General features: G+C 67.0%; 24 protein-coding genes. 11 read left to right on the forward strand and 13 right to left on the reverse strand.

The window, feature by feature from the left end:
• Positions 1-23: 23 nt before the first annotated feature.
• The gene (locus VGV58_RS10855) at positions 24-1,418 is read right to left on the reverse strand and encodes an ATP-binding protein (protein ID WP_326874020.1); all 1,395 of its coding nucleotides are present in this window, start codon (positions 1,416-1,418) and stop codon (positions 24-26) included.
• Positions 1,415-2,242: a response regulator transcription factor gene (locus VGV58_RS10860; protein ID WP_326874021.1), complete on the reverse strand. Its 828-nt coding sequence runs from the start codon at positions 2,240-2,242 to the stop codon at positions 1,415-1,417. The genes VGV58_RS10855 and VGV58_RS10860 overlap by 4 nt, the downstream gene beginning before the upstream one ends.
• A 111-nt stretch (positions 2,243-2,353) precedes the next feature.
• Between VGV58_RS10860 and VGV58_RS10865 the strand changes: the two genes are divergently transcribed.
• The 6 genes from VGV58_RS10865 to VGV58_RS10890 all read left to right on the forward strand — a co-directional run bounded on the left by VGV58_RS10865 (position 2,354) and on the right by VGV58_RS10890 (position 6,645).
• Complete coding sequence (locus tag VGV58_RS10865; protein ID WP_326874022.1) at positions 2,354-2,569, forward strand: hypothetical protein; 216 nt, start codon at positions 2,354-2,356, stop codon at positions 2,567-2,569.
• Between the two features lie 53 nt (positions 2,570-2,622).
• Positions 2,623-4,083 (forward strand): TolC family protein, encoded by a 1,461-nt coding sequence (locus VGV58_RS10870; protein WP_326874023.1) that lies wholly within the window; start codon positions 2,623-2,625, stop codon positions 4,081-4,083.
• 21 nt (positions 4,084-4,104) lie between these two features.
• Complete coding sequence (locus VGV58_RS10875; RefSeq protein ID WP_326874024.1) at positions 4,105-5,541, forward strand: multicopper oxidase family protein; 1,437 nt, start codon at positions 4,105-4,107, stop codon at positions 5,539-5,541.
• 28 nt (positions 5,542-5,569) lie between these two features.
• The gene (locus VGV58_RS10880) at positions 5,570-6,049 is read left to right on the forward strand and encodes a cupredoxin domain-containing protein (protein ID WP_326874025.1); all 480 of its coding nucleotides are present in this window, start codon (positions 5,570-5,572) and stop codon (positions 6,047-6,049) included.
• A 21-nt stretch (positions 6,050-6,070) separates the two neighbouring features.
• Positions 6,071-6,349, forward strand: coding sequence for a copper-binding protein (locus tag VGV58_RS10885; protein ID WP_326874026.1), 279 nt, complete (start codon positions 6,071-6,073; stop codon positions 6,347-6,349).
• Positions 6,350-6,411: 62 nt separating this feature from the next.
• Positions 6,412-6,645 (forward strand): hypothetical protein, encoded by a 234-nt coding sequence (locus VGV58_RS10890; RefSeq protein WP_326874027.1) that lies wholly within the window; start codon positions 6,412-6,414, stop codon positions 6,643-6,645.
• Here VGV58_RS10890 and VGV58_RS10895 read toward each other — a convergent pair.
• From VGV58_RS10895 to VGV58_RS10905, 3 genes are all read right to left on the reverse strand, one after another.
• On the reverse strand, positions 6,627-7,724 hold the full coding sequence (locus VGV58_RS10895) for an ABC transporter ATP-binding protein (protein WP_326874028.1): 1,098 nt from the start codon (positions 7,722-7,724) through the stop codon (positions 6,627-6,629). The genes VGV58_RS10890 and VGV58_RS10895 overlap by 19 nt on opposite strands.
• A gap of 2 nt (positions 7,725-7,726) precedes the next feature.
• Positions 7,727-9,436, reverse strand: coding sequence for an ABC transporter permease (locus VGV58_RS10900; RefSeq protein ID WP_326874029.1), 1,710 nt, complete (start codon positions 9,434-9,436; stop codon positions 7,727-7,729).
• Between the two features lie 145 nt (positions 9,437-9,581).
• Positions 9,582-10,910 (reverse strand): ABC transporter substrate-binding protein, encoded by a 1,329-nt coding sequence (locus tag VGV58_RS10905; protein WP_326874030.1) that lies wholly within the window; start codon positions 10,908-10,910, stop codon positions 9,582-9,584.
• 164 nt (positions 10,911-11,074) lie between these two features.
• Here VGV58_RS10905 and VGV58_RS10910 point away from each other — a divergent pair, with 164 nt between their 5' ends.
• Positions 11,075-11,719, forward strand: a complete 645-nt coding sequence (locus VGV58_RS10910) for a DUF47 domain-containing protein (protein WP_326874031.1) — start codon at positions 11,075-11,077, stop codon at positions 11,717-11,719.
• A gap of 15 nt (positions 11,720-11,734) precedes the next feature.
• Positions 11,735-12,748 (forward strand): inorganic phosphate transporter, encoded by a 1,014-nt coding sequence (locus VGV58_RS10915; protein ID WP_326874032.1) that lies wholly within the window; start codon positions 11,735-11,737, stop codon positions 12,746-12,748.
• A 12-nt stretch (positions 12,749-12,760) separates the two neighbouring features.
• Here VGV58_RS10915 and VGV58_RS10920 read toward each other — a convergent pair whose 3' ends face one another.
• The gene (locus VGV58_RS10920) at positions 12,761-13,591 is read right to left on the reverse strand and encodes a TIGR01459 family HAD-type hydrolase (RefSeq protein ID WP_326874033.1); all 831 of its coding nucleotides are present in this window, start codon (positions 13,589-13,591) and stop codon (positions 12,761-12,763) included.
• 197 nt (positions 13,592-13,788) lie between these two features.
• On the opposite strand from VGV58_RS10920, the gene phnD reads away from it, so the two are divergent.
• Genes phnD through phnE form a run of 3 tightly spaced genes read left to right on the forward strand, consistent with a single transcriptional unit; the run spans position 13,789 to position 17,275 of the window.
• Positions 13,789-14,835, forward strand: a complete 1,047-nt coding sequence (gene phnD / locus VGV58_RS10925) for a phosphate/phosphite/phosphonate ABC transporter substrate-binding protein (protein WP_326874034.1) — start codon at positions 13,789-13,791, stop codon at positions 14,833-14,835.
• 20 nt (positions 14,836-14,855) lie between these two features.
• Complete coding sequence (gene phnC / locus VGV58_RS10930) at positions 14,856-15,647, forward strand: phosphonate ABC transporter ATP-binding protein (protein ID WP_326874035.1); 792 nt, start codon at positions 14,856-14,858, stop codon at positions 15,645-15,647.
• The gene (phnE, locus tag VGV58_RS10935; RefSeq protein ID WP_326874036.1) at positions 15,644-17,275 is read left to right on the forward strand and encodes a phosphonate ABC transporter, permease protein PhnE; all 1,632 of its coding nucleotides are present in this window, start codon (positions 15,644-15,646) and stop codon (positions 17,273-17,275) included. Before phnC ends, phnE begins: the two co-directional genes overlap by 4 nt.
• A gap of 24 nt (positions 17,276-17,299) precedes the next feature.
• Here the strand turns inward: phnE and VGV58_RS10940 are convergent, their stop codons facing one another.
• The 7 genes from VGV58_RS10940 to VGV58_RS10970 form a co-directional block, all read right to left on the reverse strand.
• On the reverse strand, positions 17,300-18,370 hold the full coding sequence (locus tag VGV58_RS10940; protein WP_326874037.1) for an LLM class flavin-dependent oxidoreductase: 1,071 nt from the start codon (positions 18,368-18,370) through the stop codon (positions 17,300-17,302).
• 192 nt (positions 18,371-18,562) lie between these two features.
• Complete coding sequence (locus VGV58_RS10945; protein ID WP_326874038.1) at positions 18,563-19,897, reverse strand: MmgE/PrpD family protein; 1,335 nt, start codon at positions 19,895-19,897, stop codon at positions 18,563-18,565.
• Complete coding sequence (locus VGV58_RS10950; RefSeq protein ID WP_326874039.1) at positions 19,894-20,751, reverse strand: nitrilase-related carbon-nitrogen hydrolase; 858 nt, start codon at positions 20,749-20,751, stop codon at positions 19,894-19,896. The genes VGV58_RS10945 and VGV58_RS10950 overlap by 4 nt, the downstream gene beginning before the upstream one ends.
• 54 nt (positions 20,752-20,805) lie before the next feature.
• The gene (locus tag VGV58_RS10955; RefSeq protein ID WP_326874040.1) at positions 20,806-21,696 is read right to left on the reverse strand and encodes a glycine betaine ABC transporter substrate-binding protein; all 891 of its coding nucleotides are present in this window, start codon (positions 21,694-21,696) and stop codon (positions 20,806-20,808) included.
• 37 nt (positions 21,697-21,733) lie between these two features.
• Complete coding sequence (locus VGV58_RS10960; protein ID WP_326874041.1) at positions 21,734-22,462, reverse strand: ABC transporter permease; 729 nt, start codon at positions 22,460-22,462, stop codon at positions 21,734-21,736.
• Position 22,463: 1 nt separating this feature from the next.
• Positions 22,464-23,570, reverse strand: a complete 1,107-nt coding sequence (locus VGV58_RS10965) for an ABC transporter ATP-binding protein (protein WP_326874042.1) — start codon at positions 23,568-23,570, stop codon at positions 22,464-22,466.
• Complete coding sequence (locus VGV58_RS10970) at positions 23,567-24,220, reverse strand: ABC transporter permease (RefSeq protein ID WP_326874043.1); 654 nt, start codon at positions 24,218-24,220, stop codon at positions 23,567-23,569. Before VGV58_RS10970 ends, VGV58_RS10965 begins: the two co-directional genes overlap by 4 nt.
• Positions 24,221-24,266: the final 46 nt, after the last annotated feature.

Here is a 24,266-nt window from a genome sequence, read left to right on the forward strand (position 1 = left end):
GCGTCAGGCGAAGAGGCTGGCGGTCATCCCCGCATATCGGCCGCGGGCTGGGCGGTTCGATCGAGCTTGGGCAGCAGCAGCGTCACCCGCAGGCCGCCCTCTCGCCGGTTCTCCAGAGCGATGGAGCCGTCATGCGAGCGGGCGATGGCGAGCGCGATGGTGAGGCCCAGCCCCGAGCCGCCGGTCTGGCGGCCGCGCGATTCCTCCAGCCGCACGAAGGGGTGGAACACACGCTCCCGATCACTCTCGGCAATGCCTGGCCCTTCGTCCTCGACGGTGACGGCAAAGCTGTCGCCGGCATCGATGATGCTGACCTTCGCCACCTCACCGTATTTCACCGCGTTGCCAATGATGTTGGACGCCGCGCGCTTCAGCGCGAGCACCCTGCCCTGCACCGGAGCGGAGCTCAGCCCGACCAGCGAGACGCGGTGCCCCTGATCGACATGCTCGTCGACGATCGTCTCGATCACCGAGGCGAGGTCGACCGGGCGCAGCGGCTCGCTGGAGGTGCCGCCACGCAGATAGTCGAGGGTCGAGTCGATCATCGCCTCCATCTCGCCGAGATCGGCGTCGATCAGGCTGCGGGTCGCATCGTCCTCCAGGAATTCGGAGCGGAGCCTGAGGCGCGTGATCGGCGTACGCAGGTCGTGCGAGACCGCGGCCATCGCCTGCATTCGCTCGGTGACGAGGCTGCGGATGCGCTCGCGCATCGTGTTGAAGGCGCGTGCGGCGCGGCGCACCTCGACCGGCCCGGTTTCAGGCAATGGCTGCGGCGCCTGGTCGAGGCTGAAGCGCTCGGCGGCCTCGGCGAGATCGCGCAAGGGCCGCGTCGCCCAGCGTAGCAGCAGCAGGGCCACGACGACGATGGCGACAGCGAAGCAGATCATGATCGCAGTCAGGCCCCAGTCGAGATGCTGCGAGGCACCGAGCGCTGAGGAGGAAAAATTGACCCAGGAGCCGTCGTCGAGCCGCACCGAGACCAGCATCATGTGCTTGTAGGCATTGGCCTCGCCGGCGCCGAGCGCGCCATCATCCGCGAAGCCGACCCGGAAGGATTCCGCCGCCAGCTCGGGCGCGAGTTCCTTGAGGCGGGCCTCCATCGCCTGGGTCCGCTCGGTCATCGGTGCGGTGCCGAGGACGAGGCTGACCTTGCTCCAATGCACCTCCAGGCTGGCGCTCGACAGGTCATGTGCGACGCGGTCGCGCTCCGGCGCCTGCGGCAGGCTGGCGATCGCCCGCTTGATCGAGACGATGCGCTCGGCAAGGCCGCGGTCCTGTCCTGCCGTGGCGAGGTTCTCGACGCCGACGCGATAGGCCCAGTAGCCGAGCAGATGGAAGGCAAGCAGCGCCGCGACCAGGATCAGGATGGCGCGGCTGGCGACCGTATCGGGCCAGAGCCGTTTGGCGAAGTTCGTCAAGCGGGGTGCCCTTGCTGGTGATCGACCTGCGAGGCGAACAAGTAGCCGGCGCCGCGGACGGTCTTGATCAGCTGGCCGCCTCGGCTGTCGGCTTCGAGCTTGCGGCGCAGGCGGCTGATCTGGACGTCGATGGTGCGGTCGAACGGGTCGTCGCTCATCCGCGCCTTGGCGAACTGCATCAGCGCCTCGCGCGACAGGACGCGGTTGGCATGCTCGACGAAGGCGACGAGCAGGTCGAACTCGCCGGTCGAGAGGTCGATCAGCGTCCCCGATGGCGATTGCAGCTCGCGCCGCCGCAAATCCATGCGCCAGCCGTCGAAGCTGACGACAGGGCTCGCCTGCGCGGCGGTGGCACCCTGCCTCGCCCTGACCCGGCGCAGCAGCGCCCGGATCCGGGCCAGGAGCTCGCGCGGGCTGAACGGCTTGGTGACGTAGTCGTCCGCCCCGCCCTCCAGGCCGGTGATGCGGTCGCACTCCTCGGTGCGGGCCGTCAGCATCACGATCGGAACCTGCGAGGCCGCTCGTACGTCGCGGCAGAGCTCGACGCCGGAGCGCCCGGGCAGCATCAGGTCGAGCACGATCAGGTCGATGGCGCTGTGCGCCAGCGCCTCCAGCATGGCCCGCCCATCCGGTGCGCCGGTAACCTGATAGCCGTGCCGCTGCAGGAAGCGCGCGACGAGCAGCCTGATCTGCGGGTCGTCGTCGACCACCAGGATATGGCCGTGATCGTCGACGGTCGTCGCGACGGTAGCCGTCTCTGCCTGTGTTTCGGTCGGAATGTCCGTGCTCCCGCGAACGGGCTCCTGCCATCTGATCACCGGCACAATAGCGCGCTCGTAGTCCGGCCGCCCGCGCCGCTTTGAAACAATTTGTAACGGACGCCAGCGAAAGCCCGCTGCTACCCCTGCCGCATCGAAAACAGGGGATGCCGAATCGTGAATTTGGTGAAGGTGCCGTTGCTGATGGCGGCTGGTCTGGCGCTCGGCGCCTGCTCCGCCACGGTCCCCGGCCATCTGGCGCGGCCAGCCGATCCGAACGCCCGCGTTCCCGCCGTCGGCTACCGCAGCGTGACCGCCGGCGCCGCCAGCTTCCGCCCTGCGGAGCCGAAGGATTGGCGCGAGCTCAACCAAAAGGTCGGGCCGAAATCATGACGCTACCTGCCGTTCCGATCGCCTCGCTTGCTCCCTCGATTGAAAGGCCTGTCTTGCTCGCTTCGACCAAGCCGAACGCCCGCCGCCTGCTGCGCTGGAGCCTGCTCGCCGGCACGGCGGCGCTGCTCGGCGGCTGCGCCGGCTTCTCGCAAGATGGCGGCATGGCGCCGATCCAGGCCGCGGCCTATGCCGAGATCGGCAAGGAGGTCGTCAAGATCGGCAACGACCAGGTCGCGCTCACGGCCAAGGCGCGGGTCGATCAGCTCTTGCGCAAGCCGCTGACGGCGGACAGCGCCGTACAGGTGGCGCTGCTCAACAACAGAGGCCTGCAGGCTGCCTTCAACGAGCTCGGCATCGCCGAGGCGCAGATGGTCGCCGCCAGCCTGCCGCCCAATCCGCGCTTCGGCATCTCCAAGCTCTCCGGCCGCTTCGAGGTCGAGGTCGAGCGCCAGATCGTCGGCAGCCTGCTCGCGCTCATCACCTTGCCGGCCAGGGCCGAGATTGCCGGCAACCGCTTCAAGACGGCGCAGTTGCGGGCGGTCGAGGCGGTGCTGCGGCTCGCCGCCGATGCCCGCCGCCAGTACTATCGCGCGGTCGCGGCCAATGCGCAGGTCACCTTCTACCTGGAGGCCAAGGCCTCCGCCGACGCGGCCTCCGAGCTGTTCAAGCGGCTCGGCGAATCCGGCGGCGTCAACAAGATCGACCAGGCCCGCGAATTCGCCTTCGAGGCCGAGTTGACGGTGCAGCTTGCCCAGGCGCGCCAGCTGCAGCGCCAGGAGCGCGAGCGGCTGGTGCGCCAGCTCGGGCTCTGGGGCGACGAGCTGAAATTCCGGCTCGGCTCCTTGCCTCCGCTGCCACGGCTGCAATCAGTCAAGGCGATCGAGGCCGAGGCACTGCGCAAGCGCATCGACATCCAGATCGCGCGCGCCGAGCTCGACACGCTGGCGAAATCACTCGGCCTCGCCAATGCGACGCGCTTCGTCAACGATATCGATCTGCTCGGGCGCCGCACCTATGACCGCGGCCGCAGCATCAACGACCACGGCCATGTCGAGCGCGAAGCCAGCCGCAGCAAGACGCTGGAGCTGGAGATCGACATCCCGATCTACGATTTCGGCCAGTCCAAGGTCGCGCTCGCCGAGCAGACCTACATGCAGGCCGCCAACAGGCTGGCGGAGAAGGCGGTCAACGCCCGCTCCGAAGCGCGCGAGGCCTATACCGCCTATCGCGCCAATTACGACATCACCCGGCAGTACCAGAACAACGTTCTGCCGCTGCGCAAGATCATCCAGGAGCAGTCGCTGCTGCAGTACAGCGGCATGCTCAACGACGTCACCGATCTCATCACCGACGCGCGCAACCGCATCCTCTCGAATGTCGCTGCGATCAATGCCCGCCGCGATTTCTGGCTCGCCCATACCGACTTCAAGCATGCGCTGATCGGCGGTGGCAGCGGAGGCGGTGGCTCGGCCACGGTCGCAGCCGCAGGCGGCGATGCCGGCGGCGGACACTGAGCGGGCGGGAGGAGCAAAACCATGACCACGCTATCGCGCAGAGGCTTCATCGGCACCTCCGGCCTTGTCGTCGCGGCGGCCGGCGCCGTCTCCGGGCGCACGGCCTTCGCCGCCGTGCCCGAAGCGCCGACCATGACGGAAGCGACCACGCAGGCGCCGCTGGCGCCGACGACGGGCCCCGACTACCAGCCGGTCGCGACGCTGAATGGCTGGACCTTGCCCTGGCGGATGAACGGCGACTGGAAGGAGTTCCATCTCGTCGCCGAACCGGTGGTGCGCGAGCTCGCGCCGGGCATGAAGGGCTATCTCTGGGGCTATAACGGCCAGTCGCCGGGACCGACCATCGAGGCGGTCGAGGGCGACAAAGTCCGCATCTACGTCACCAACAAGCTGCCGGAGAGCACGGCGGTCCACTGGCACGGCCAGCGCCTGCCCAACGGTATGGACGGCGTCGGCGGTTTGACGCAGCCGCATATCCCGCCCGGCAAGACCTTCGTCTACGAGTTCCAGCTTCGGCGCTCGGGCACCTACATGTATCACCCGCATTCGGACGAGATGGTCCAGATGGCGATGGGCATGATGGGCTTCTTCGTGGTCCATCCCAAGGACCCGGCCTTCCGCCGCGTCGACCGCGACTTCGTCTTCCTGCTCAACGCCTTCGACATCGAGCCCGGCTCCTATGTGCCGCGCGTCGCCGAAATGACCGAGTTCAACATGTGGTGCTGGAACAGCCGCGTGTTCCCGGGCATCGACCCGCTGGTCGTCGGCAAGAACGACAAGGTCCGGATCCGCTTCGGCAACCTGACCATGACCAACCACCCGATCCACATGCATGGCTACGAGTTCAAGGTCTCGTGCACCGATGGCGGCTGGGTCGATCCGGCAGCGGCCTGGGACGAGGTCTCGATCGACTGCGCCGTCGGCCAGATGCGCGCCTTCGACTTCGTCGCCGACGAGCCCGGTGACTGGGCGATCCACTGCCACAAATCGCACCACACCATGAATGCGATGGGGCATTCGGTGAAGAACTATATCGGCGTGAGCAAGAAGGACCTGGCCAAGCGCATCGCCAGGATCGCGCCGGGCTACATGCCGATGGGCTCGAACGGCATGGGCGAGATGGGCTCGATGGAGATGCCCCTGCCCGACAACACACTGCCGATGATGACGGGCTTCGCCCAATTCGGCCCGGTCGAAATGGGCGGCATGTTCTCAATCGTGAAGGTCCGCGAAGGCCTCGCCAGGAACGACTACAAGGACCCCGGCTGGTTCAAGCACCCGGAAGGCACCGTTGCCTTCGAATACAAGGGCCAGAAGCTCGCCGAGGCGGCGCGCGGCACCTCCCCGGACAGCGGCATCGAGCCGACCGAATGGCGGGTCAAGGACCCGCGCAAGCCGAGCCTCGGGCCGGACGGCAAGCCACGGCCTGCGGCCAAGAACCCGCATTCCAACCACTGAAGACGCCAACCTCCAGCAGGAGAGCCTCATGACGACAGCATTCAAGCTCGCCGCAATCGCGGTTCTGTTCTCCGCCGGCACAGTCCTGGCGGGTCCGGGCGGCGCCGGGCATGGCCATGGCGACGAGACCGCCTATGGCAAGCCAGGCGATCCCAAGAAGCCAGCCCGCATCGTCGCGGTGGCGATGGCCGAGCGCGACGGCAAGATGTCGTTCATCCCCGACCGGATCGAGGTACGCCGCGGCGAGCAGATCCGCTTCCAGCTGCGCAACAATGGCGAGCTCGACCATGAGCTCGTCCTGGCGACGCTGGAGGAGAACCTCAAGCATGCCGTCGAGATGCAGAAGAACCCCGACATGGAGCATGACGATCCGAACGCCAAGCGGCTTCAGCCGAAGAAGACCGGCGAGATCGTCTGGGCCTTCACCAAGGCGGGCGAGTTCGACTTCTCCTGCCTGATCCCCGGTCACCGCGAAGCCGGCATGACCGGCAAGATCATCGTCAAGTAAGCCTCACGAAAGGAGCATCCCATGCTCAAGACGACAGCCACCCTCGCTCTTCTTCTCCTGGCTTTGCCGGCCGCGGCCCAGTCGGTCAGCGGCACGGTCACCAAGGTCGACGAGCCGCAGGGCAAGCTCACCATCAATCACGGGCCGATCAAGAATCTCGATATGGACGCGATGACCATGGTATTCCGCGCCGGCGACCCGGCCATGCTGAAGGGATTGAAGGCCGGAACCAAGATCAAGTTCGACGCCGACCGGGTCAACGGCCAGATCACCGTCACCAAGCTCCAGAAGGCAGAGTGATCCTGCACCTTCGGGGTGGATCGCGCCGATCCGCCCCTCTGCGCCGGGGCGGTGTCCCGGCGTTGATCCTCCTAGGCGGATTGTCCGCCGCGCTCGCCTCCGATGGCGACCTGCAACGCGTCCTGCTCGAACGCGGCTGCATCAAGCCGCGGATCGAGACCGTGCTAAGACAAGACTCGCTCACCGCCTACCGGGCCAATTGCCTGGGCACCTCGCACAAGGTGATCGACATCGTCTGCACCGACCATGGTTGCAGCGCCGCCGCGCCAAGGCCTCCTCAGGCGGAGAGCCAGTGAAGCGAGCCAGGAGCAAGCTTCAGTCTCGCGTCGCTGCCGACTTCGAACAACTCGCGCCCGGACTGGAACGGCATGTCGACCGCCACCTCGGCAGAGCCGATCCGGGCACCGTAGCGCACGCTCGCGCCGAGGAACTCGCGGTTGGCGATGACGCAGGGCAGGGACAACGCGCCGTCTTGCGAGCCGGACCGCTCGATGAGGGTCGCATGCTGCGGGCGAAAGACCAGCGCTGCGCCATCGGGAACGGCGGCCCCGTCGCCGATCGGGAACTTCACGCCGCCGTCGATCTCGAAGCTGCGCTCCGCACCGCTGCCGACGACGCGCCCCTTCAGGATGTTGGCCGTGCCGAGGAAACCGGCGACGAAGAGGTTGGCCGGGCGCTCATAGAGCTCCATCGGCGTGCCGACCTGCTGCACGATGCCGTCATTCATCACGGCAATGCGGTCGCAGATCGAATTCGCCTCCTCCTGGTCGTGGGTGACGAAGATCGTGGTCAGTCCGAGCCGCTGCTGCAAATCACGCAATTCGCGCCGGACCTGCACCCGCATCTTGGCGTCGAGGTTGGAGAGCGGCTCGTCGAGCAGCAGTACCTTGGGCTCGACCGCGACAGTGCGGGCGACAGCGACGCGCTGCTGCTGGCCGCCGGAGAGCTGCGAAGGCCGGCGCTCGGCGAGATGGGCGAGCCCGACCAGCCCGAGCGCCGCCTCGACCCGCCGGTCGATCTCGGCGCGCTTCACGCCGCGCTCCTCGAGGCCGAAAGCGACGTTGCGGCGAACGGTCATATGCGGCCAGAGCGCATAGGACTGGAAGACCATGCCGACATCGCGCTTCCAGGGCGGCAGGCCGGAGATGTCCTGCCCGCCGATCGCGACACGGCCGGTATCGGCATGGTTGAAGCCTGCGATCAGCCGCAAAAGCGTGGTCTTTCCGCAGCCGGAGGGGCCAAGGAAGGCGAAGAACTCGCCGGGCTCGATCGCGAGGTTCACGTCCTTCAGCACATGGTTGTCGCCATAGGACAGGTTGACGCCCTCGATCGCGACCGAGACGGCCGGCGTGGTCAGGGAGACGTTTGCGTTCATGGTCAGTGGCCCATTCCCTTGGCCTTCTGGCTGCGTTCGACGATGAGGTGCGAGAGGAAGGTGCAGGCGGCGACGAGCACGACCGCGACGACGCCGAGCGCCGCGCCAGGCCCCCGCCCGGCGGCCGACTGCATGAAGACGTAGAGCCCGTAGGCCAGTGGCGCGTCGGAATTGGACTGCACCAGCATCAGCGTCGCCGAGAGCTCGACCGCCGCCGTGGCGAAGGAGGTGACGAAGCCGGCAAGGATGCCGCCGGTCATCAACGGCACGACGATGCGGCGCACCGTGCGGGCCTTGGTCGCGCCGAGATTCTCGGCGGCTTCCTCCAGCGAGACCGAGATCTGCTGGAGCGCGGCATGGCAGGCGCGCAGCGCATAGGGCAGGCGGCGGATCGCCAGCGCCATGACGATGGTGATCCAGAGCGCCGCCAGCGGCGTCCCGTCCGGCAGGGTGATGCCGTAGAAGGTCCTGAGATACCCGATGCCGAGCACGACGCCGGGGATGGCGAGCGCGGCCGTCGCCATCCAGTCGAGCCATTCGCGGCCGACGAGCCTGGTGCGCAGCACGAGATAGGCGATGGCGACGCCGAGCACGACATCGATGCCGCCGGCGATGGCGGCATAGATCAGGGTGTTCTTGATATAGAGCGAGCTCTCGCCGAAGACGCGGCCGTAATGGGCGATCGTGTAGGCGTCCGGCAGCGGCGAGAACGACCAGATCGTCGCGAAGGAGAGCAGCAGCAGCGCCAGATGCGGCGCCAGCACCAGCGCCAGGATCAGGATGACGACGCCATAGCCGAGCACCGCCTCGTGCGGTCGCATGACGCGCCGCGCCAGCCCGCCGCCACCGCGCTGTGTCGTGGCGTAGTCGCGTCCTTTCAGCGCCCGCGCCGAGAGCCACATCGCCAGCACCGAGGCGACGATCAGCACGACCGAGATGACATAGCCCATCGGGTCGGCGATGCCGATCGAGGTCACCCGCAGATAGGCCTGCGGCGCCAGCATGTCCTTGACGTTGAGCAGGAGCGGCGTCGCGAGATCGTCGAAGACCTTGACGAAAACCAGCGAGGCCCCGGCGAGATAGCCCGGCAGCGCCAGCGGGAAGACGATGCGGCGGAACAGCCGGAAGCCGGAGGAGCCGAGGTTCTGCGCGGCTTCCTCCATGGCGCGGTCGATATTGCGCAGCGCCGCCGAGAGATTGATCAGGATGAACGGAAAATAGTGGACCGACTGGACGAAGATGACGCCGTTCAGCCCCTCCATGAAGTCGATCTTGAAGCCGAACCAGTCGTCGAGCAGCAGATTGATCGAGCCGTTGCGGCCGAAGAAGAGCTGCATCGCCACGGCACCGACGAAGGGCGGCATGATCAGCGGCAGGAAGCCGAGCGTCTGCACGATCGCGGCGCCGCGGAAGGCGAAACGCGTGGTGAGATAGGCCAGCGGCAGCGCCAGGACCGAGGCCCAGACCACAGACATCGCAGAGACATAGAAGGAGTTCCACAGAGAGCGCATGAACAGCTCGGTGCGGACGAAGTCGTAGAAATTGACCAGGGTGAAGGTCGAGGTGCCCTTCTCGGTGAACGCGACATAGATCACCGTCGCGACCGGCAGCACCAGGAAGACGAGCAGGAAGGCCGCGATGGCGAGCGCCAGCGCGATCTGGCCGGGCGTGGCGGAGAAGGCGCGGGACGGAGTAGCAGGGACGGCGGTCATCGTGATCCTGATCGTCGACAGACGGGTGAGCCGCCATCCCGGCCTCAGCGAAGCGGAGCGCCGGGATCCATCGTAGAGCGCGACACCCTTCGATGGATCCCGGATCGGCGCGACTGCGTCGCTTGTCCGGGATGACGCGAGAGGGCTACTTCGCCGCCTTCAGCGCCTCCTCGGCCTTGGCCTTCGCCTTGGCGTAGTTGTCGCGGGCGAAGCTCGCCCATTGCGCCTCGATCTCGGCCTGGCGGGCGCCCTTCTCCTTGCCTCCGGTGAAGGCGCCGCGCAGCTCGGCACTCGCGGCCTGCGCCTCGGTCACGGGCAATGCCGCGATCAAGGTGCGGGCCTCGTCGGCGAGTGCCTTGGCCTGGGCATTGGGCTTCTTGGCCAGCGCCGCATCGACCTCGTGCAGCGTCTTGGTGACGCCCTTCAGCGCATCGAGCTGGAAGGAGATCAACTGGTCGAACAGCGTGTCGACGACAGCGGTACGCGCCTCCGACTTGTCGACGTCGAAGCCGATCATCTTCTGGAAGCGCGGATCGGTGAAGGGGTTGGGATAGTCGGCGCCGGCCTTAGCATAGACGGCTGGGTTGACCGGCAGGCGGCGGATGCCGGGTTCGAGCAGCACCTCCTGGCCGGTCGGCGAGAGCAGGAACTCGATGAAGGCCTCGGCCGCCGCCTTGTTCGGCGGATTGGCGATGATGCCGACATTGGCGGGGACGACCGTGGTCACGGTCGGATAGACGAACTTGACCGGGAAGCCGGAGGCCTGCGCCGAGAAGGCGAAGAAGTCGATGACGATGCCGACGCCGACCTGGCCGGAATTCACCGCCTCCGGCACGCCGAAGGAGCGCTCGGTGATCGAATGGAAATTGCCGGACATCTCCTTGAGCGTGCGCCAGCCCTTCTCCCAGCCCTCGCCCTGCAGGATGGTCTCGACGGTGAGATGCGTCGTGCCCGAACGTGCGGGCGAGGCGATCGAGACATGGCCGTAGAAGGCCGGCTTGGCGAGGTCCTGCCAGTCCTTGGGTTCCGGCAGCTTGTTGGCCTTGGCATAGCGCTCATTCCACATGATGCCGTAGCCGGACGCCGCGAAGCCGAAATAGAAGCCCTGCGGATCATTGATCGGGTAGGAGCCGATCTTCTCGGGAATGCCGGTCGCCTTGGGCTTATAGGCAGTGAGCAGCTTCTTGCCCTTCAGCACCTCGAAGGCGTCGGGCGCCGAGGCCCAGAACAGGTCGACCTGATTGTTGGCCTTGGTCTCCTCGACATATTTCACGCCGGCGTTGGTGTTGCGGTTCTGGACTTCCAGCGTGACGCCGGGCACCGCCTTTTCAAAGGCCTTCTTGATCGGGTCAGTGACGTCCTTCGAGAACGAGGTCACCACTGTGACCTTGCCCGACGGCGCCTGCGCGTGAACGGCCGAGGCGGCCAGAGCCAAGCCAAGCGCCGAAACCAGCGCGATCCTGCGTGTAAACATGTCAGTCCTCCCTATCGTCTTCTGCGCCCGCCGGCGTCGAGGCCAGCGGCAGGCAAAACCGGTGAATCCGGATTGCCGTTGTCGCAAAACTGTCACAAAAGGCGCAGGCATGTCATCCCGCTCATTTGCCGCGGGCCGGACTAAGTTGGTGAGAGGCCGTTCCGATGCTGGGCTGGTTCCAGAAACTGCTGCCGAAGGAAGACAAGTTCTTCGTGCTGTTCGAGCGTCATGCGCAGACATTGCAAGCCGGCGCATTCGCCCTCGACGGCGTGCTCAGCGGGGAAAGGCCGATCGAGGCAGGCTGCGCCGAGATCTTCGCCGAGGAGAACCGGGCCGATGCGATCGCCGGCGAGGTCATGCTCGAGGTCGGCCGCACCTTCATCACCCCCTTCGACCGCGGCGACATCGAGGAACTGATCGGCTCGATGGACGATGCCATCGACCAGATGCAGAAGACCGCCAAGGCGATCCGGCTCTTCGAGGTCGAGAGCTTCACGCCCAGCATGCAGGAGCTCGGCAAGACCGTCGTCGCCGCGGCGATCAAGGTCGGCGAGCTGCTCCCCATGCTGCGCGACATCAAGAAGCATGCGGTCGGCATCGGCGCGCTCGCCAAGGAGATCGGCGCGATCGAGGAGCGCTCCGACCAGCTTTACGACCAGGGGCTGAAGGAGCTGTTCAAGGCCCATCGCGGCAGCGACGCGATGGGGTTCATCGTCGGCGCCGAGATCTACGATCATCTCGAAAAGGTGGTCGACCGCTTCGAGGACGTCGCCAAGCGCGTCAGCCGCATCGTTCTCGAACATCTCTGAAAAGCGTCCCGCACCGTGGACTTCGCCAGTTTCGCCCCTGCCCTCCTCTTCCTGATCGCCGTCGCGCTGCTGTTCGATTTCCTGAACGGCCTGCACGACGCCGCCAACTCGATCGCGACCATCGTCTCGACGAGGGTGCTGGCGCCGCAATGGGCGGTGCTCTGGGCCGCCTTCTTCAACTTCATTGCCTTCCTGTTCTTTGGCCTGCACGTCGCCCAGACGGTCGGCTCCGGCATCATCCAGGCGACGATCGTCGACGACCGGGTGATCTTCGGCGCGCTCACGGGCGCGATCGTCTGGAACGTCGTCACCTGGATCGCCGGCATCCCGTCGAGTTCGTCGCATGCGCTGATCGGCGGGCTGGTCGGCGCCGGCCTGTCGAAGGTCGGCCTCTCCTCGATCGTCTGGTGGGGGCTCGGCAAGACCTTCCTCGCGATCTTCATGTCCCCGGCGATCGGCTTCGCGCTGGCGCTGGTGCTGGTGCTGATCGTCTCCTGGACCTTCCTGAAGGTCGCGCCGATCAAGGTCGATTCGACCTTTCGCCTTCTGCAATTCGTCTCGGCCTCGCTCTATTCGCTCGGGCACGGCGCCAATGACGCGCAGAAGACCATGGGCATCATCGCCGTGCTGCTGTTCTCGCACGGCATGATGGGCGACACCTTCTCGGTGCCGTTCTGGGTGGTGATCTCCTGCCAGGCGGCGATGGCGCTCGGCACGCTCTGCGGCGGCTGGCGCATCGTCCACACCATGGGCTCGAAGATCACCCGGCTCTCGCCGCAGCAGGGGTTCTGCGCCGAGACCGGCGGCGCGATCACCCTGTTCATGGCGACCTATCTCGGCGTCCCCGTCTCGACCACGCACACCATCACCGGCGCGATCATCGGCGTCGGTGCGGCAAGGCGCGTCACGGCGGTGCGCTGGGGCGTCGCCCGCGGCATCGTCTTCGCCTGGATCGTCACCATGCCGGCAGCCGGCCTGATCTCGGCGCTGGCCTATTTCCTCTCGGGCCTGTTCCTGACCGGCCGCTGAGCCGGTCCTACCTCAGCCGAGCAGCGGCAGCACGTAGGTCGGGCTACGTCCGGCGCGGGCGAAGAGTGCGAGACAGCTCGCCGGGTCCATCGCCGCGCCATCCCAACCGATCTCGCCGCGATGGATGCCGCCGGCGATGAAGACGCTGTCGATGCCGGTGCCTTGGGCACCGGCAATGTCGTGTTCCAGCGAGTCGCCGATCGCGACGACCCGGCTGCGGTCGAGGCCGAGCTTCGCCAGACAGGTGCGATAGATCCGCGGCTGCGGCTTGCCGTGATAGCGCACCGTGCCGCCGAGCTGCTCATAGGCGCGCGCGACGAGACCGGGCGCCTCCTGCAGGCCGCCATCGGGGCTGGCGCGATGCAGGTCGGGATTGGCGCAGAGCATCGGCAGGCGGCGAGCGCTGGCCGCTTCCAGCACATCCATCCAGCCAGCGACCGATTGCCGGGGCGGATCCATGGTCATCAGTAGGATGAAGTCGGCCAGGGCGACATCATCGACCAGATCGAGACCGAGCCCTGCCGCCAGATGCGCCTCGCCCTCGCGCGCCAGCAGCAGGCAGTGCCGGCCAAGCGCTTGGTGGAATGACTCGTCGCGCGCCGCCAATGCATCGCGGGCGTCGTCCCCCGCCGAGACGACCTCGTCATAAAGCGCGCCTGCGAAGCCCATCTTCGCCAGCAGGGCTGCGTTCTCGGCTCCGCGCCGTCCGGAATTCGAGAGGATAATCACGCGCTTGCCCGCCCGGCGCAGCATCTCCAGCGCAGCCACTGCATCTGGATAAGGCCGGACGCCGTCATGCAGCACGCCCCACTGGTCGAGCAGGAAGCCGTCATAGCGTGGCACCAGCGCCGTCAGACTATCCGGAAAGGTTGTAGAGGGGGAATTCTGCATCGTCTGGGTTGGCGTGAGGCCCAACCGTCGCGGTGGACAAGGCCACTATAGTCGTAAGATGAGGCGTCTCGCCCGGCTGGAATGTGACAGTTTTATGTCACATACTCTAGCCGGCTTACAACAACGATCGCCCGGGAGAGACGCCGCAAATGACCAAGACGCTGACTTGCCTGACCGCCACGACCTCGCTGCTGCTGGGCCTTGGGCTCGCCGGTGCGGCGCAGGCGCAGGATGCCTGCCCCAATCGCGGCCAGCTCGACACGATGTATTGCGACGCCAACAAGGACCTGGTCGCCGACGTGCCGACCGAGGCCTCGAAACTGAAGGACCCGTCGGCACTGGTCTGGGCCTATACGCCGGTCGAGGACCCGGCCGTCTACGCCAACATCTTCAAGCCGCTGACCGACCATCTCGCCGCCTGCACCGGCAAGCGCATCGTCTACTACCCCGTCCAGTCGAACTCGGCCGAGATCGAGGCGATGCGCTCGGGCCGCCTGCATTTCGCGGGATTCTCGACCGGCCCGACCGGCTTCGCGGTCAATCTCGCCGGCGCGATCCCCTTCGCGGCCAAGGGCTCGGCGGCGGGCGTGCGCGGCTACAACCTCGTCGCGGTGGTCAAGGCCTCCAGCCCCTACCAGAAGCTGTCGGACCTCAAGGACAAGAAGGTCGCCCATACCTCGCCCTCGTCCAACTCGGGCAACCTTGCCCCGCGCGTGCTCTTCCCCGAATTCGGGCTGGAGGCCGACAAGGACTACAAGCCGCTGATGTCGGGCGGTCATGACAAGTCGCTGCTCGGCGTCGTCTCCGGCGACTACGACATGGCGGCGGTGGCCGGCGACGTCTACGAGCGCATGATCGTGCGCGGCACGATCAAGAAGGAGGACACCCGCGAGATCTATCGCAGCGCGATCTTCCCGACCTCGTCCTTCGCCTATGCGCATGACCTGAAGCCCGAGCTCGCCAAGAAGCTGACCGACTGCTTCTTCTCCTTCCGCTTCACCCCGGAAATGACCAAGGAGTTCAACGGCGACGACCGCTTCCTGCCGATCACCTACCAGAAGGACTGGGCGATCGTGCGTGACGTCGCCGAGAAGTCGGGCACGCCCTACAACAAGTCGGCCTACGACACCGAGGCCAAGCGCGAGGCGGACGAACTCGCCAAGAAGAAGGCGCAGCCGGCGCCGGCCAAGCCCTGATCGAAGGCCCGACGCAGCCCATGAGCGCCCTCCCCGTCGCAGAGGCGCCCGGCCATGGCCGGGCGCTTGTCATCCGCAACCTCGTCAAGGAGTACCGCAAGGGCCAGCCGGTCCTGCGCGACATCTCGCTCAGCGTCTCCGAGCCAGGGATCGTCGCGATCATCGGCCCCTCCGGCACCGGCAAGTCGACGCTGATCCGCTGCATCAACCGGCTGGTCGACCCGACCTCCGGCTCGATCATGCTGGGCGGCACCGACCTGGCGAAGCTGCAGGGCGAGCCTCTCAGGGCGGCGCGCCGGCGCCTTGGCATGGTCTTCCAGGAATACAACCTGGTCGAGCGGCTGACGGTGATCGAGAACGTGCTCTGCGGCCGCCTCGGCTATGTCCCGGTCTGGCGCGCCTGGACGCGGCGCTTCCCCGAGGAGGACATCGCCCACGCTTTCGCCCTGCTGGAATCGGTCGGTCTCGGCGACTTCGCCACCCGCCGCGCCGACCAGCTCTCCGGCGGCCAGCGCCAGCGCGTCGGCATCGCCCGCGCGGTGATGCAGGAGCCGGACCTGATCCTCGCCGACGAGCCGACCTCCTCGCTCGATCCCAAGACCTCGGTCGAGATCATGGAGCTGCTCGCCAAGGTCGGCCGCGAGCGCAACATCCCGGTGCTGGTCAACATCCACAACGTGGCGCTGGCCCGCCGCTATGCGCTGCGGATGATCGGCATGTCGAAGGGCCTCGTGGTCTATGACGGGCCGCCGGCGGGGCTGCAGGACAGCCATCTCGCCGAGATCTATGGCGGCGAAGGCTGGATGGAATGAGCGCTCCTCCTGTGAGCGCCGGCGGCAGCCTGCGCGCCCGCGCCTTCCCGGCGAACTGGCCGCTGCGCCTCGGCGCGGTGCTGTTCGTCGCCTATGTGATCTACGCCGCCGGCATCGTCGACATCCGCTGGGAGCGTTTCGTCCAGGGCCTCGGCAATGGCGCGCGCTTCCTCGGCCGGATGTTCCCGCCGAACCTGGCGCACGACAAACTGCAGCTGCTCGCGCAGGGCATGCTGGAATCGCTGCAGATCGCGATCATCGCGACCGGCGCCGGCGTGCTGCTCGCCTTGCCTGTCGGCCTCTGCGCCGCCCGCAACCTGATGCCGCTGCCGGTGACGATCCTGGCGCGCGGGCTGATCGCGCTGTGCCGGACCTTCCACCCGGTCATCGTCGCCATCCTCTTCGTCAAGGCGGTCGGCTTCGGCGCGCTCGCCGGCATCCTGGCGCTGATCGTCGCCACCATCGGCTTCATCGCAAAGCTGATCGCCGAGGCGATCGAAGAAATGTCGATGAAGCCGATCGAGGCGCTGCGCGCCGCCGGATCGCCCTTCCTCTCGGTCGTGGTGATGGGCGTGGTGCCGCAGGTGCTGCCGCGCTTCATCGGCTTTGCCGCCTACCAGCTCGATTCGAACCTGCGTAATTCCGCCCTGGTCGGCCTCGTCGGCGGCGGCGGCATCGGCGCGACCCTGTTCACCGCCTTCCAGCGCTTCGACTACGACTTCGTGCTGACCATCATCATCGCGATCATCCTGGCGGTGATGGCCGGCGAAATCCTCTCCGCCTTCATGCGCCGGGTCTATCAGGATGAGGCGCCGAGCGGCGAGGTCAAGCAAGGCGCCTCCGGCCCGGTCTGGCATCGCTTCACCGCCGCCGAGCGCGGCATGCGGCTCGCGTTCTGGGGCGTCGCGGCGCTGGCGCTGGGCTGGTCGGTCCAGACCATCGAGGTGATCCCGGAATTCCTCTACGACGCGCCGGCGCAGACGGTCGATCTCTTCGCCAGGATGTGGCCGATCGACTGGGCCTACTTTCCCAAGACCGTCCAGCAGGCGCTGATCGAGACGCTGCACACGGCGACGCTCGGCACGGTGCTGGCGATCCTGATGGCGACGCCGGTCGCGCTGATGTGCGCCCGCAACATCTCGTCCTCGGTCTGGGTCAACACGCTCGGCCGCTTCATCCTGGTCGCGACGCGCTCGGTGCACACGCTGGTCTGGGCGCTGCTCTTCGTCGCGGTGTTCGGCCCCGGCGCGCTCGCCGGCGTCATGGCGGTGGCGGTGCATTCGATCGGCTTCACCGGCAAGTTCCTGGCCGAGGCGATCGAGGAGGCCAAGCCCGGCCCGATCGAGGCGCTGCGGGCGGCGGGTGCGCCATGGCGCTCCGTCCTGCTCAAGGGCTTCTGGCCGCAGGTGAAGCCGGCTTTCCTCGCCGTCAGCCTGTTCCGCTGGGACATCAATGTGCGCGAGAGCGCCGTGCTCGGCCTGGTCGGCGCCGGCGGCCTCGGCGTCGCCCTGCAGGCGGCGATGGACAATCTCTACTGGGACCAGGTCGGGCTGGTGCTCGTCGTGATCTTCGCGGTGGTGGTCGTCACCGAGATCGTCACCGCGACGCTGCGCGCCAAGGTCATCTGAGACGGGAGGCAGACGCCTCCCGCTTCAGTTCCGCAGCAAGGGCAGGAGCTGGTCGCCCTGCCGCCTGATCTCGGGCAGATAGGGCGTGTCCGACAGGACGAAATGGCTGATGCCGAGGTCGCGGTACTTGCGCAGCGAGCGCGCCACGTCCTCGGCCGAGCCGACCAGCCAGGTGGTGCCCGCCCCGCCGCCGCCGAACTTGCCCGGCGTGGTGTAGAGATTGTCGTCGAGCACCTCGCCGCGGCCCTGCAGGTCGAACAGGCGCTGCTGGCCGACCGCGACGCCGCGCCGGTGGTCGTTCCAGCCAGCGCCCTTGCCCTGCGCCATCTCGGCAACCTTAACCTCGGCCTCCGCCCAGGCCTGTTCCGTGGTATCGCGGACGAAGGTGGTGACCCGCAGCCCGAATTCGAGCGGCGGCAGATCGCGGTCGAGATCGCGGCTCAAGGCCTTCAGCCGCTCGATCCGCTGACGCACGTCCTCCAACGGCTCGCCCCAGAAGAGCTGGACGTCGGCTTCGGTCGCGGCGACCCGCTCCGCCGCATCGGAGGCACCGCCGAAATAGAGCCGGGGATGACGCCGCGCGCCGCGCTGTTCGATGCGCGGCACCACGGTCGATCCATCGACCCGGAAATGCTCGCCAGCGAAGTCGACATTCTCTTGCGTCCAGAGCTTGCGGACCAGGCGCATGAACTCCCTGGTGCGGCCATAGCGATGCGCCTGGTCACCCTCGCTGTCGCCATAGGCGGCGAGATTGTCCTTGCCGGAGACGATGTTGATGCGCACGCGCCCGCCAGTCAGGTGGTCGAGCGTCGCCGCAGCGGAGGCGAAGTTCGCCGGCCGCCAATAGCCCGGGCGGATCGCGATCAACGGCTCGAAGCTGGTGGTGCGGGCCGCGAGCGCAGCCGCGACCGTGAAGGTGTCGGGCCGGCCCCAGCCGGTGCCGAGCAGCGCGCCCTTCCAGCCATGCTCTTCCAGCGCCCTGGCGTGGCTGGTCAGCGTCTCCAGGCTGTTGTGGCCATCGACGGCGGAATCGCCGCGATGACCGGGCTCGACGACATTGGGGATGTACCAGAGATACTCGGATTCAAGGCTCATATCGTCGTGTCGCAGTCGGCTGGTCAGCAAGTTTGCGGCTCACCCGAAGACAACATCGGGCGGCATTTGCGCGTGCCCCAGACTGCGCGCCCGCCCGGCGCCGCGTCAATGAAACGTTCTTTCAAAAGAACGATACAGATGGAATAACGACCTCTGTTTTTGCCCGAACGGAGAAAGCCGTCCTCAGTCGCGTCAGATGGGCGCAAACAGGCCGCCGCAGAGGTATCCGGCAGAGGAACCTTCCAGGGCCATGCAGCCACGGCCGAGATGAGTACTGCGCTCAGGACCGAGCAGGGCTGCAGACATACTGAACTTCGCCAGCAGATCCGCATCTGACAAAGGACGGCTCCGGTCGCCGCGGGCAGATGAGACCTCCGATACCGCGACATGGCCCGATTTCAGGACGATACGCAGGCGTGCCAGCCTCTCTGCGGGAAAGCGCCGGGAGAGCTCGGCCGCCTCGACCAGCCTTATGCGCCGCAGCATGTCCTGGATCGCGGGATCGGCGAGGCCTTCGCCGCCGATTTCCTCGGCGCCAAGTCGCCCACGAACGATGAAGGCGGCAAGTGGGAAGCCGATCGCGTACTGCGCCATCTCCGTCGATGCAGGCAGCTGCGCGCCGAGGCGCACGGCTTCGTGGAACGTCTCCACCTCGATCAGATCGATGTCCGACGCCTTGAAGCCGTGCTCACGAAGAAGGCCGCTCGCGGCCTCGATCGCCGGCTGTGCCCAGCGGCAGACCGGCCATGGCTTGAAATACTGATCGAGGATCAGCCAGCGCTCGCCGAGATCGGCCCAGATCGCCGCCTGCTCCGGCGCTTCCATCGTGATCGCCGGCGCGCCGGTGAAGCCGTCCTTCGCCAAATAGGCGGCGCTGACACCGGCGAGCGCGCCCCAGCCAGAGCCGTCCTTGACCATGGTCGGATGGTCGATGCAGCGCATCATCTGGCTGCGCGGCCCGTGATATTCGGCGGTGCCGAGCGCATGGCGTGTACGCTCGCGATCGAGCTTGAGCAGGCGGGCGGCGACGGCGGCACAGCCGAGCGCGTTCCAGGCGCCGGAGGTGTGGTAGTCGCAGGCGCTGGCATGCAGGGCGATGCCGGCGCGCGTCGCGATCTCGTAGCCGAGGACGAGACAGGTCAGCAGGGTTTCGCCATCGAGACCACCGTCATCGAGCAGTCCCTCGGCATCCGCGACTGCGAGCAGCGCCGGCAGGATCGCAACCCCCGCATGGCCTTTCGTCAAGGCGTGGCCGTCATGGGCGTCGAAGGAATCGATCGTCGTCGCCCCCGCGAAGGCCGCGCCGGTCGCGCTTACCCGGCGCCCGTCGAAGAGCAGGCGCGCGCCCTTTCGCCCGGCGCCGAGATGGTCGACCGCAAAATCATGCGCAATGCGCGAGAGTTCGGTCTGCCGCCCGCTAATGGCGACGCCGACGAGATCGAGCAGGCAGCGCCGGGCCTGATGGATGACCTCGGGCGGTAGCTGCGCGAAATTCAGGCCATGGATGAAGTCGATCGCGCCGGTCATGAGCTGATGCTTTCGCTGTTCGAAATCAGATCGCGCAGCAAGGCGCCGACCAAAGCAGGGTCGCTGTCGCGGGCGGTCGGCAGGCGGCGGCGCGCCGCTTCGCCATCGGCCTGCGACAGCTCCGCGACGATGAGCTCGGAGCCAGCTCCGGCTCGCGCCAGCTCATGGCCCGACGCATCGAGAATGCGTGCCCCACCCCAGAACGTCGCGCCGCCGCGCGTGCCGCAATGATTGGCGAAGAGCGTCGGCAGGCCATAGGTCATCGCGCTATGGGCGAGATTGATCGCCCAGCCACGCGGATTGTCGAAGCCGTCTCCGACCGCACCGAGCGCCGAAGCCGCCGGCAGCAATAGAAGGTTGGCGCCGCCGAGCGCGGCGAGCCAGGGCAGCGCCGGGTTCCAGGCATCGGCGCAGATCAGCGTGGCGGCACGCCAGCCCGCCGCCAGCTCGACCGAAGCGAGGTCGCTGCCTCGGGCATAGACGCGATCCTCGCGCAAGGCGCCATAGCCCGGCAGGTTGAGCTTGCGATGGATCGCGAGCAGCCTGCCGTCGCGGAAGAGGCCCTGGCTGTTGAAGAAGCTCCCACGCTCGTCGCGCTCGATGAAGCCGGCCGAGATCGTGATGCCGTCCGCGGCGTCGGCGAGGCGCATGAGCACTTCGGCATCCGGCGTCTGGGCCAAAGCCTCGCAATCGGGCGCGGCGAGATAGTCGGTCAGCGACAGTTCGGGGAAAAGCAGGAGCTCGACGCCCTCCCCGCGCGCCCTCGCGATGGCGTCGAGATGCGCGGCGAGATTTGCGGTGAGATCGGCCGGCTCGCACCGGATCTGGGCGACTGCGACCTTCAGCGACGACATGGGCCCCTCGCGGAAGACCGGAGGCACAGCGCCTCCGGTCTAGTCAGGGAAAGGTCAAACCAGCGACTGCGCCTTGAGGAAGCCGGCCGCGACCTCCTCGATGCTCTTCTTGTCGACATCGACGGAGGCGTTGAGCTTAGCCATGGTCAGGTCGTCGAGCTTTGCCGAAAGGCCGTTCAGGAGTTCGGCGAGCTTGGGGTTCTTGTCGAGCGTCTCCTTGCGGATGACCGGGGTCATCGCATAGGTCGGGAAATAGCCCTTGGTGTCGGTCAGGATGACGAAATCGAAGGCTGGGACGCGCCCGTCCGTGGCGAAGACGAGGCCGACATCAACCTGGCTGTCGCGCAGCGCCTGGTAGATCAGGCCGGTGTCCATCCGCACCACGTTCTCGCGGCCGAAATCGAAGCCATAGGTCTTCTGCAGCGGGGCGAGCCCGTCGGGACGGGCGTAGAACTCGGCATTGCAGCCCAGCTTCAGGGCTTGCCCACTCTTCAGCTTGGTGGCGAGGTCGTCGAGCGACTTGATGCCCTTGGCCTCGGCGTCCTTCTTGCGCATGGCGAGCGCATAGCTGTTGTTGGCCTTGGACGGGTTCAGCCAGACCAGACCCTTGGCAGCGTCGAGCTCCTTGACCTTCGCGTAGGTCGCGGCCGCATCCATCTTGTCGACGACCTTGTTGAAGGTGATCAGCGAGGTGCCGGTGTATTCCCAATAGAGGTCGATCTGCCCGGCTTCCTGAGCCTGGCGCAGCGGCGCCGTGCCGAGGCCCGCGCGCTTGTCGACCGTGAAGCCCTTGGCCTTGAGCAGCTGCGCCGTCATCTCCGACATGATCTGCTGCTCGGTAAAGTTCTTGCCGCCGACGACGACGGTCTGCGCCTGCGCGGCGAGCGGCAGGGCGGCGAAGGCCAAAGCGGCGGAAGCGAGCCCCAGGAAACTGCGCTTGTGCATGGTCGTACTCCCCTTTTCTGGTTGAGTTGACCGCTGCTCAGCGCAGCGGGTTGACGCCCTTCGGAACCAGCCAGAACTGGATCTGGCCGATCAGGAAATCGACGAGCACGGCGAGCAGCGCCGTCGGGATCGCGCCCGCCAGCAGCATGCTCGGCTCCATCAGGTCGATGCCGGTGAAGATGAGTTCGCCGAGGCCGCCGCCGCCGATCAGGAAGGCCAGCGGCACGGTGCCGATATTGATGGCGAAGGCAGTGCGCACGCCGGCGAGGATGACGAAGACGGCGTTGGGCAGTTCGACCCGCCGCAGGATCTGGCCGGGCATCATGCCCATGCCGCGTGCCGCCTCGATCAGGTGCTGCGGCACGGAGCGCAGGCCGGCGATGGTGTTGAGCACGATCGGCAGCAGCGTCAGCACGAACAGCGCGAAGATCGCCGGCGGCGAGCCGATGCCGAGGAAGGACATCGAGATCGCGAGCAAGGCGAGCGTCGGGATGGTGGTGCCGAGATTGACGATCTGCGTCACCGCATCGGCGAACATCTCGAAGCGCGGCCGCGTCAGCACGATACCGAGCGGGATGCCGACGGCGAGCGCGATCGCGCCGGAGGTCGCCGCGAGCGCAAGATGCTGGCGGATGAGGTAGGTCACATCCTGCGCATGGCCGAGGATGGCGGGGATGGTGCCGCGCGCCTGCAGCCAGGCGCCGAGCGCGAAGGCGCCGAAGACGGCGAGCCAGCGAAGCGTCCCTGCCAGGCTCGCGAGCACCATCTCAGCTTTCCCGGTAGGTCGCGCCGAGCACCTGGGTGATGCTCTTCTGGGTGACATAGCCCTTGTAGAAGCCGTCATCGTCGATGCAGGCGAGCCAGGTCACGCCATGGGTGAACATCTGCGAGACGGCAGTGCGCAGATCGTCGCGGATATTGACGACGCCGGGCAGCGGCTCTTGATGCTCGCCGACCGTGCCCTTGCGCTCGCGCACCTCCTCCAGCCGCACCACGCCGCGGGCCCGGCCGCGCGGCCCGACCATCACGATCGAGACATGGCCGTGCTCCTCCATCAGCTTGACGGCGGTGTCGAGCGAGTCCTCGGCCCGCACGCGCGGAGGTTCGGCCATCATCGCGTCGGTGACCCTGATCAGCCGCAGCCGCTTCAGGGTCCGGTCGGAGCCGACGAATTCCGAGACGAAGGCGTCGATCGGATGGGCGAGGATGTTGTCGGGCGTGTCGTACTGAACCAGCTTGCCGTCGCGGAAGATCGCGATCCGGCTCGCCATCTTCACGGCTTCGTCGATGTCGTGGCTGACGAAGACGATGGTCTTCTTCAGCTCGGCCTGGAGCTTCATGAACTCGTCCTGGATCACCTCGCGGTTGATCGGGTCGATCGCGCCGAAGGGCTCGTCCATCAGCAGCACCGGCGGGTCAGCCGCGAGCGCGCGCACCACGCCGACGCGCTGCTGCTGGCCGCCGGAGAGCTGCTTGGGATAGCGCTTCAGGAAGACGGAGGGGTCGAGATTGACCATGTCGAGCAATTCGGCGGCGCGCTTGCGCGACTTCGCCGCCGGCCAGCCGAGCAGGTCCGGCACGACGCAGATATTCTCCTCGATCGTCATGTTGGGGAACAGGCCGATCTGCTGGATCACGTATCCGATCGAGCGCCGCAGCGTGACCTCGTCGACGCCGGCGGTATCCTTGCCGTCGACATAGATCCTGCCGGAGGTCGGCGGGATCAGCCGGTTGATCATCTTCATCGTCGTGGTCTTGCCGCAGCCGGAAGGGCCGAGCAGGACGCAGACGGCGCCGGCCGGCACCTCCATGTCGATGCGGTCGACGGCGATCATCGTGCCGAAATGCTTGGAGACCTGCTCGAGACGGATCATTTCAGCTTCAATCCCGGCGAGGTGAGCAGGCGCTGCGCGAAGAGCAGTCCGTAATCGGCGATGATCGCGAGCAGGCTGACGGCGAGCGCGCCGGTCAGGAGCTGGCGGATATCGGTCTGCGAGATGCCGCGCGAGATGAAGGTACCGAGCCCGCCGGCGCCGATATAGGTCGCGATCGCGGCGATCGCGATGTTCAGCACCACCGCGCTGCGGACCCCGTTCAGGATCACCGGCAGCGCCAATGGCAGCTCGACCCGGCGCAGCCGCTCCAGCGTGGTCATCCCCATGCCGCGCGCCGCCTCGCGCAACGCGGGGTCGACATTCATGATCGCCGTATAGGTGTTCCGGATGATCGGCAGCTGCGCGTAGAGGATCAGCGCGATCACCGCCGGCAGGTAGCCGATGCCGTGGCCGATGGTCGAGAGCAGCGGGATCAGGATGCCGAACAGCGCGATCGAGGGGATCGTGATGATGATCGAGGCGATGTAGAGGACAAGATCGGCAGCGCGCTTGCTCTGGGTGATGGCGATGCCGGTCGGCACACCGGTCAGGATCGCCACGCCGACGGAGACGGCGACGAGCGAGACATGCTCGAGCATGCGCTGCCCGATCACCGGAAGGTTCGCCATGATGAAGGCGATCGTGTCCACTGCCGTTCCCCGCCGACGGTTATCCGTCTTGCGGTGAAAGTGTCGA

It is taken from the genome of Allobosea sp., assembly GCF_035944895.1.
Classification (GTDB): Bacteria; Pseudomonadota; Alphaproteobacteria; order Rhizobiales; family Beijerinckiaceae; genus Allobosea.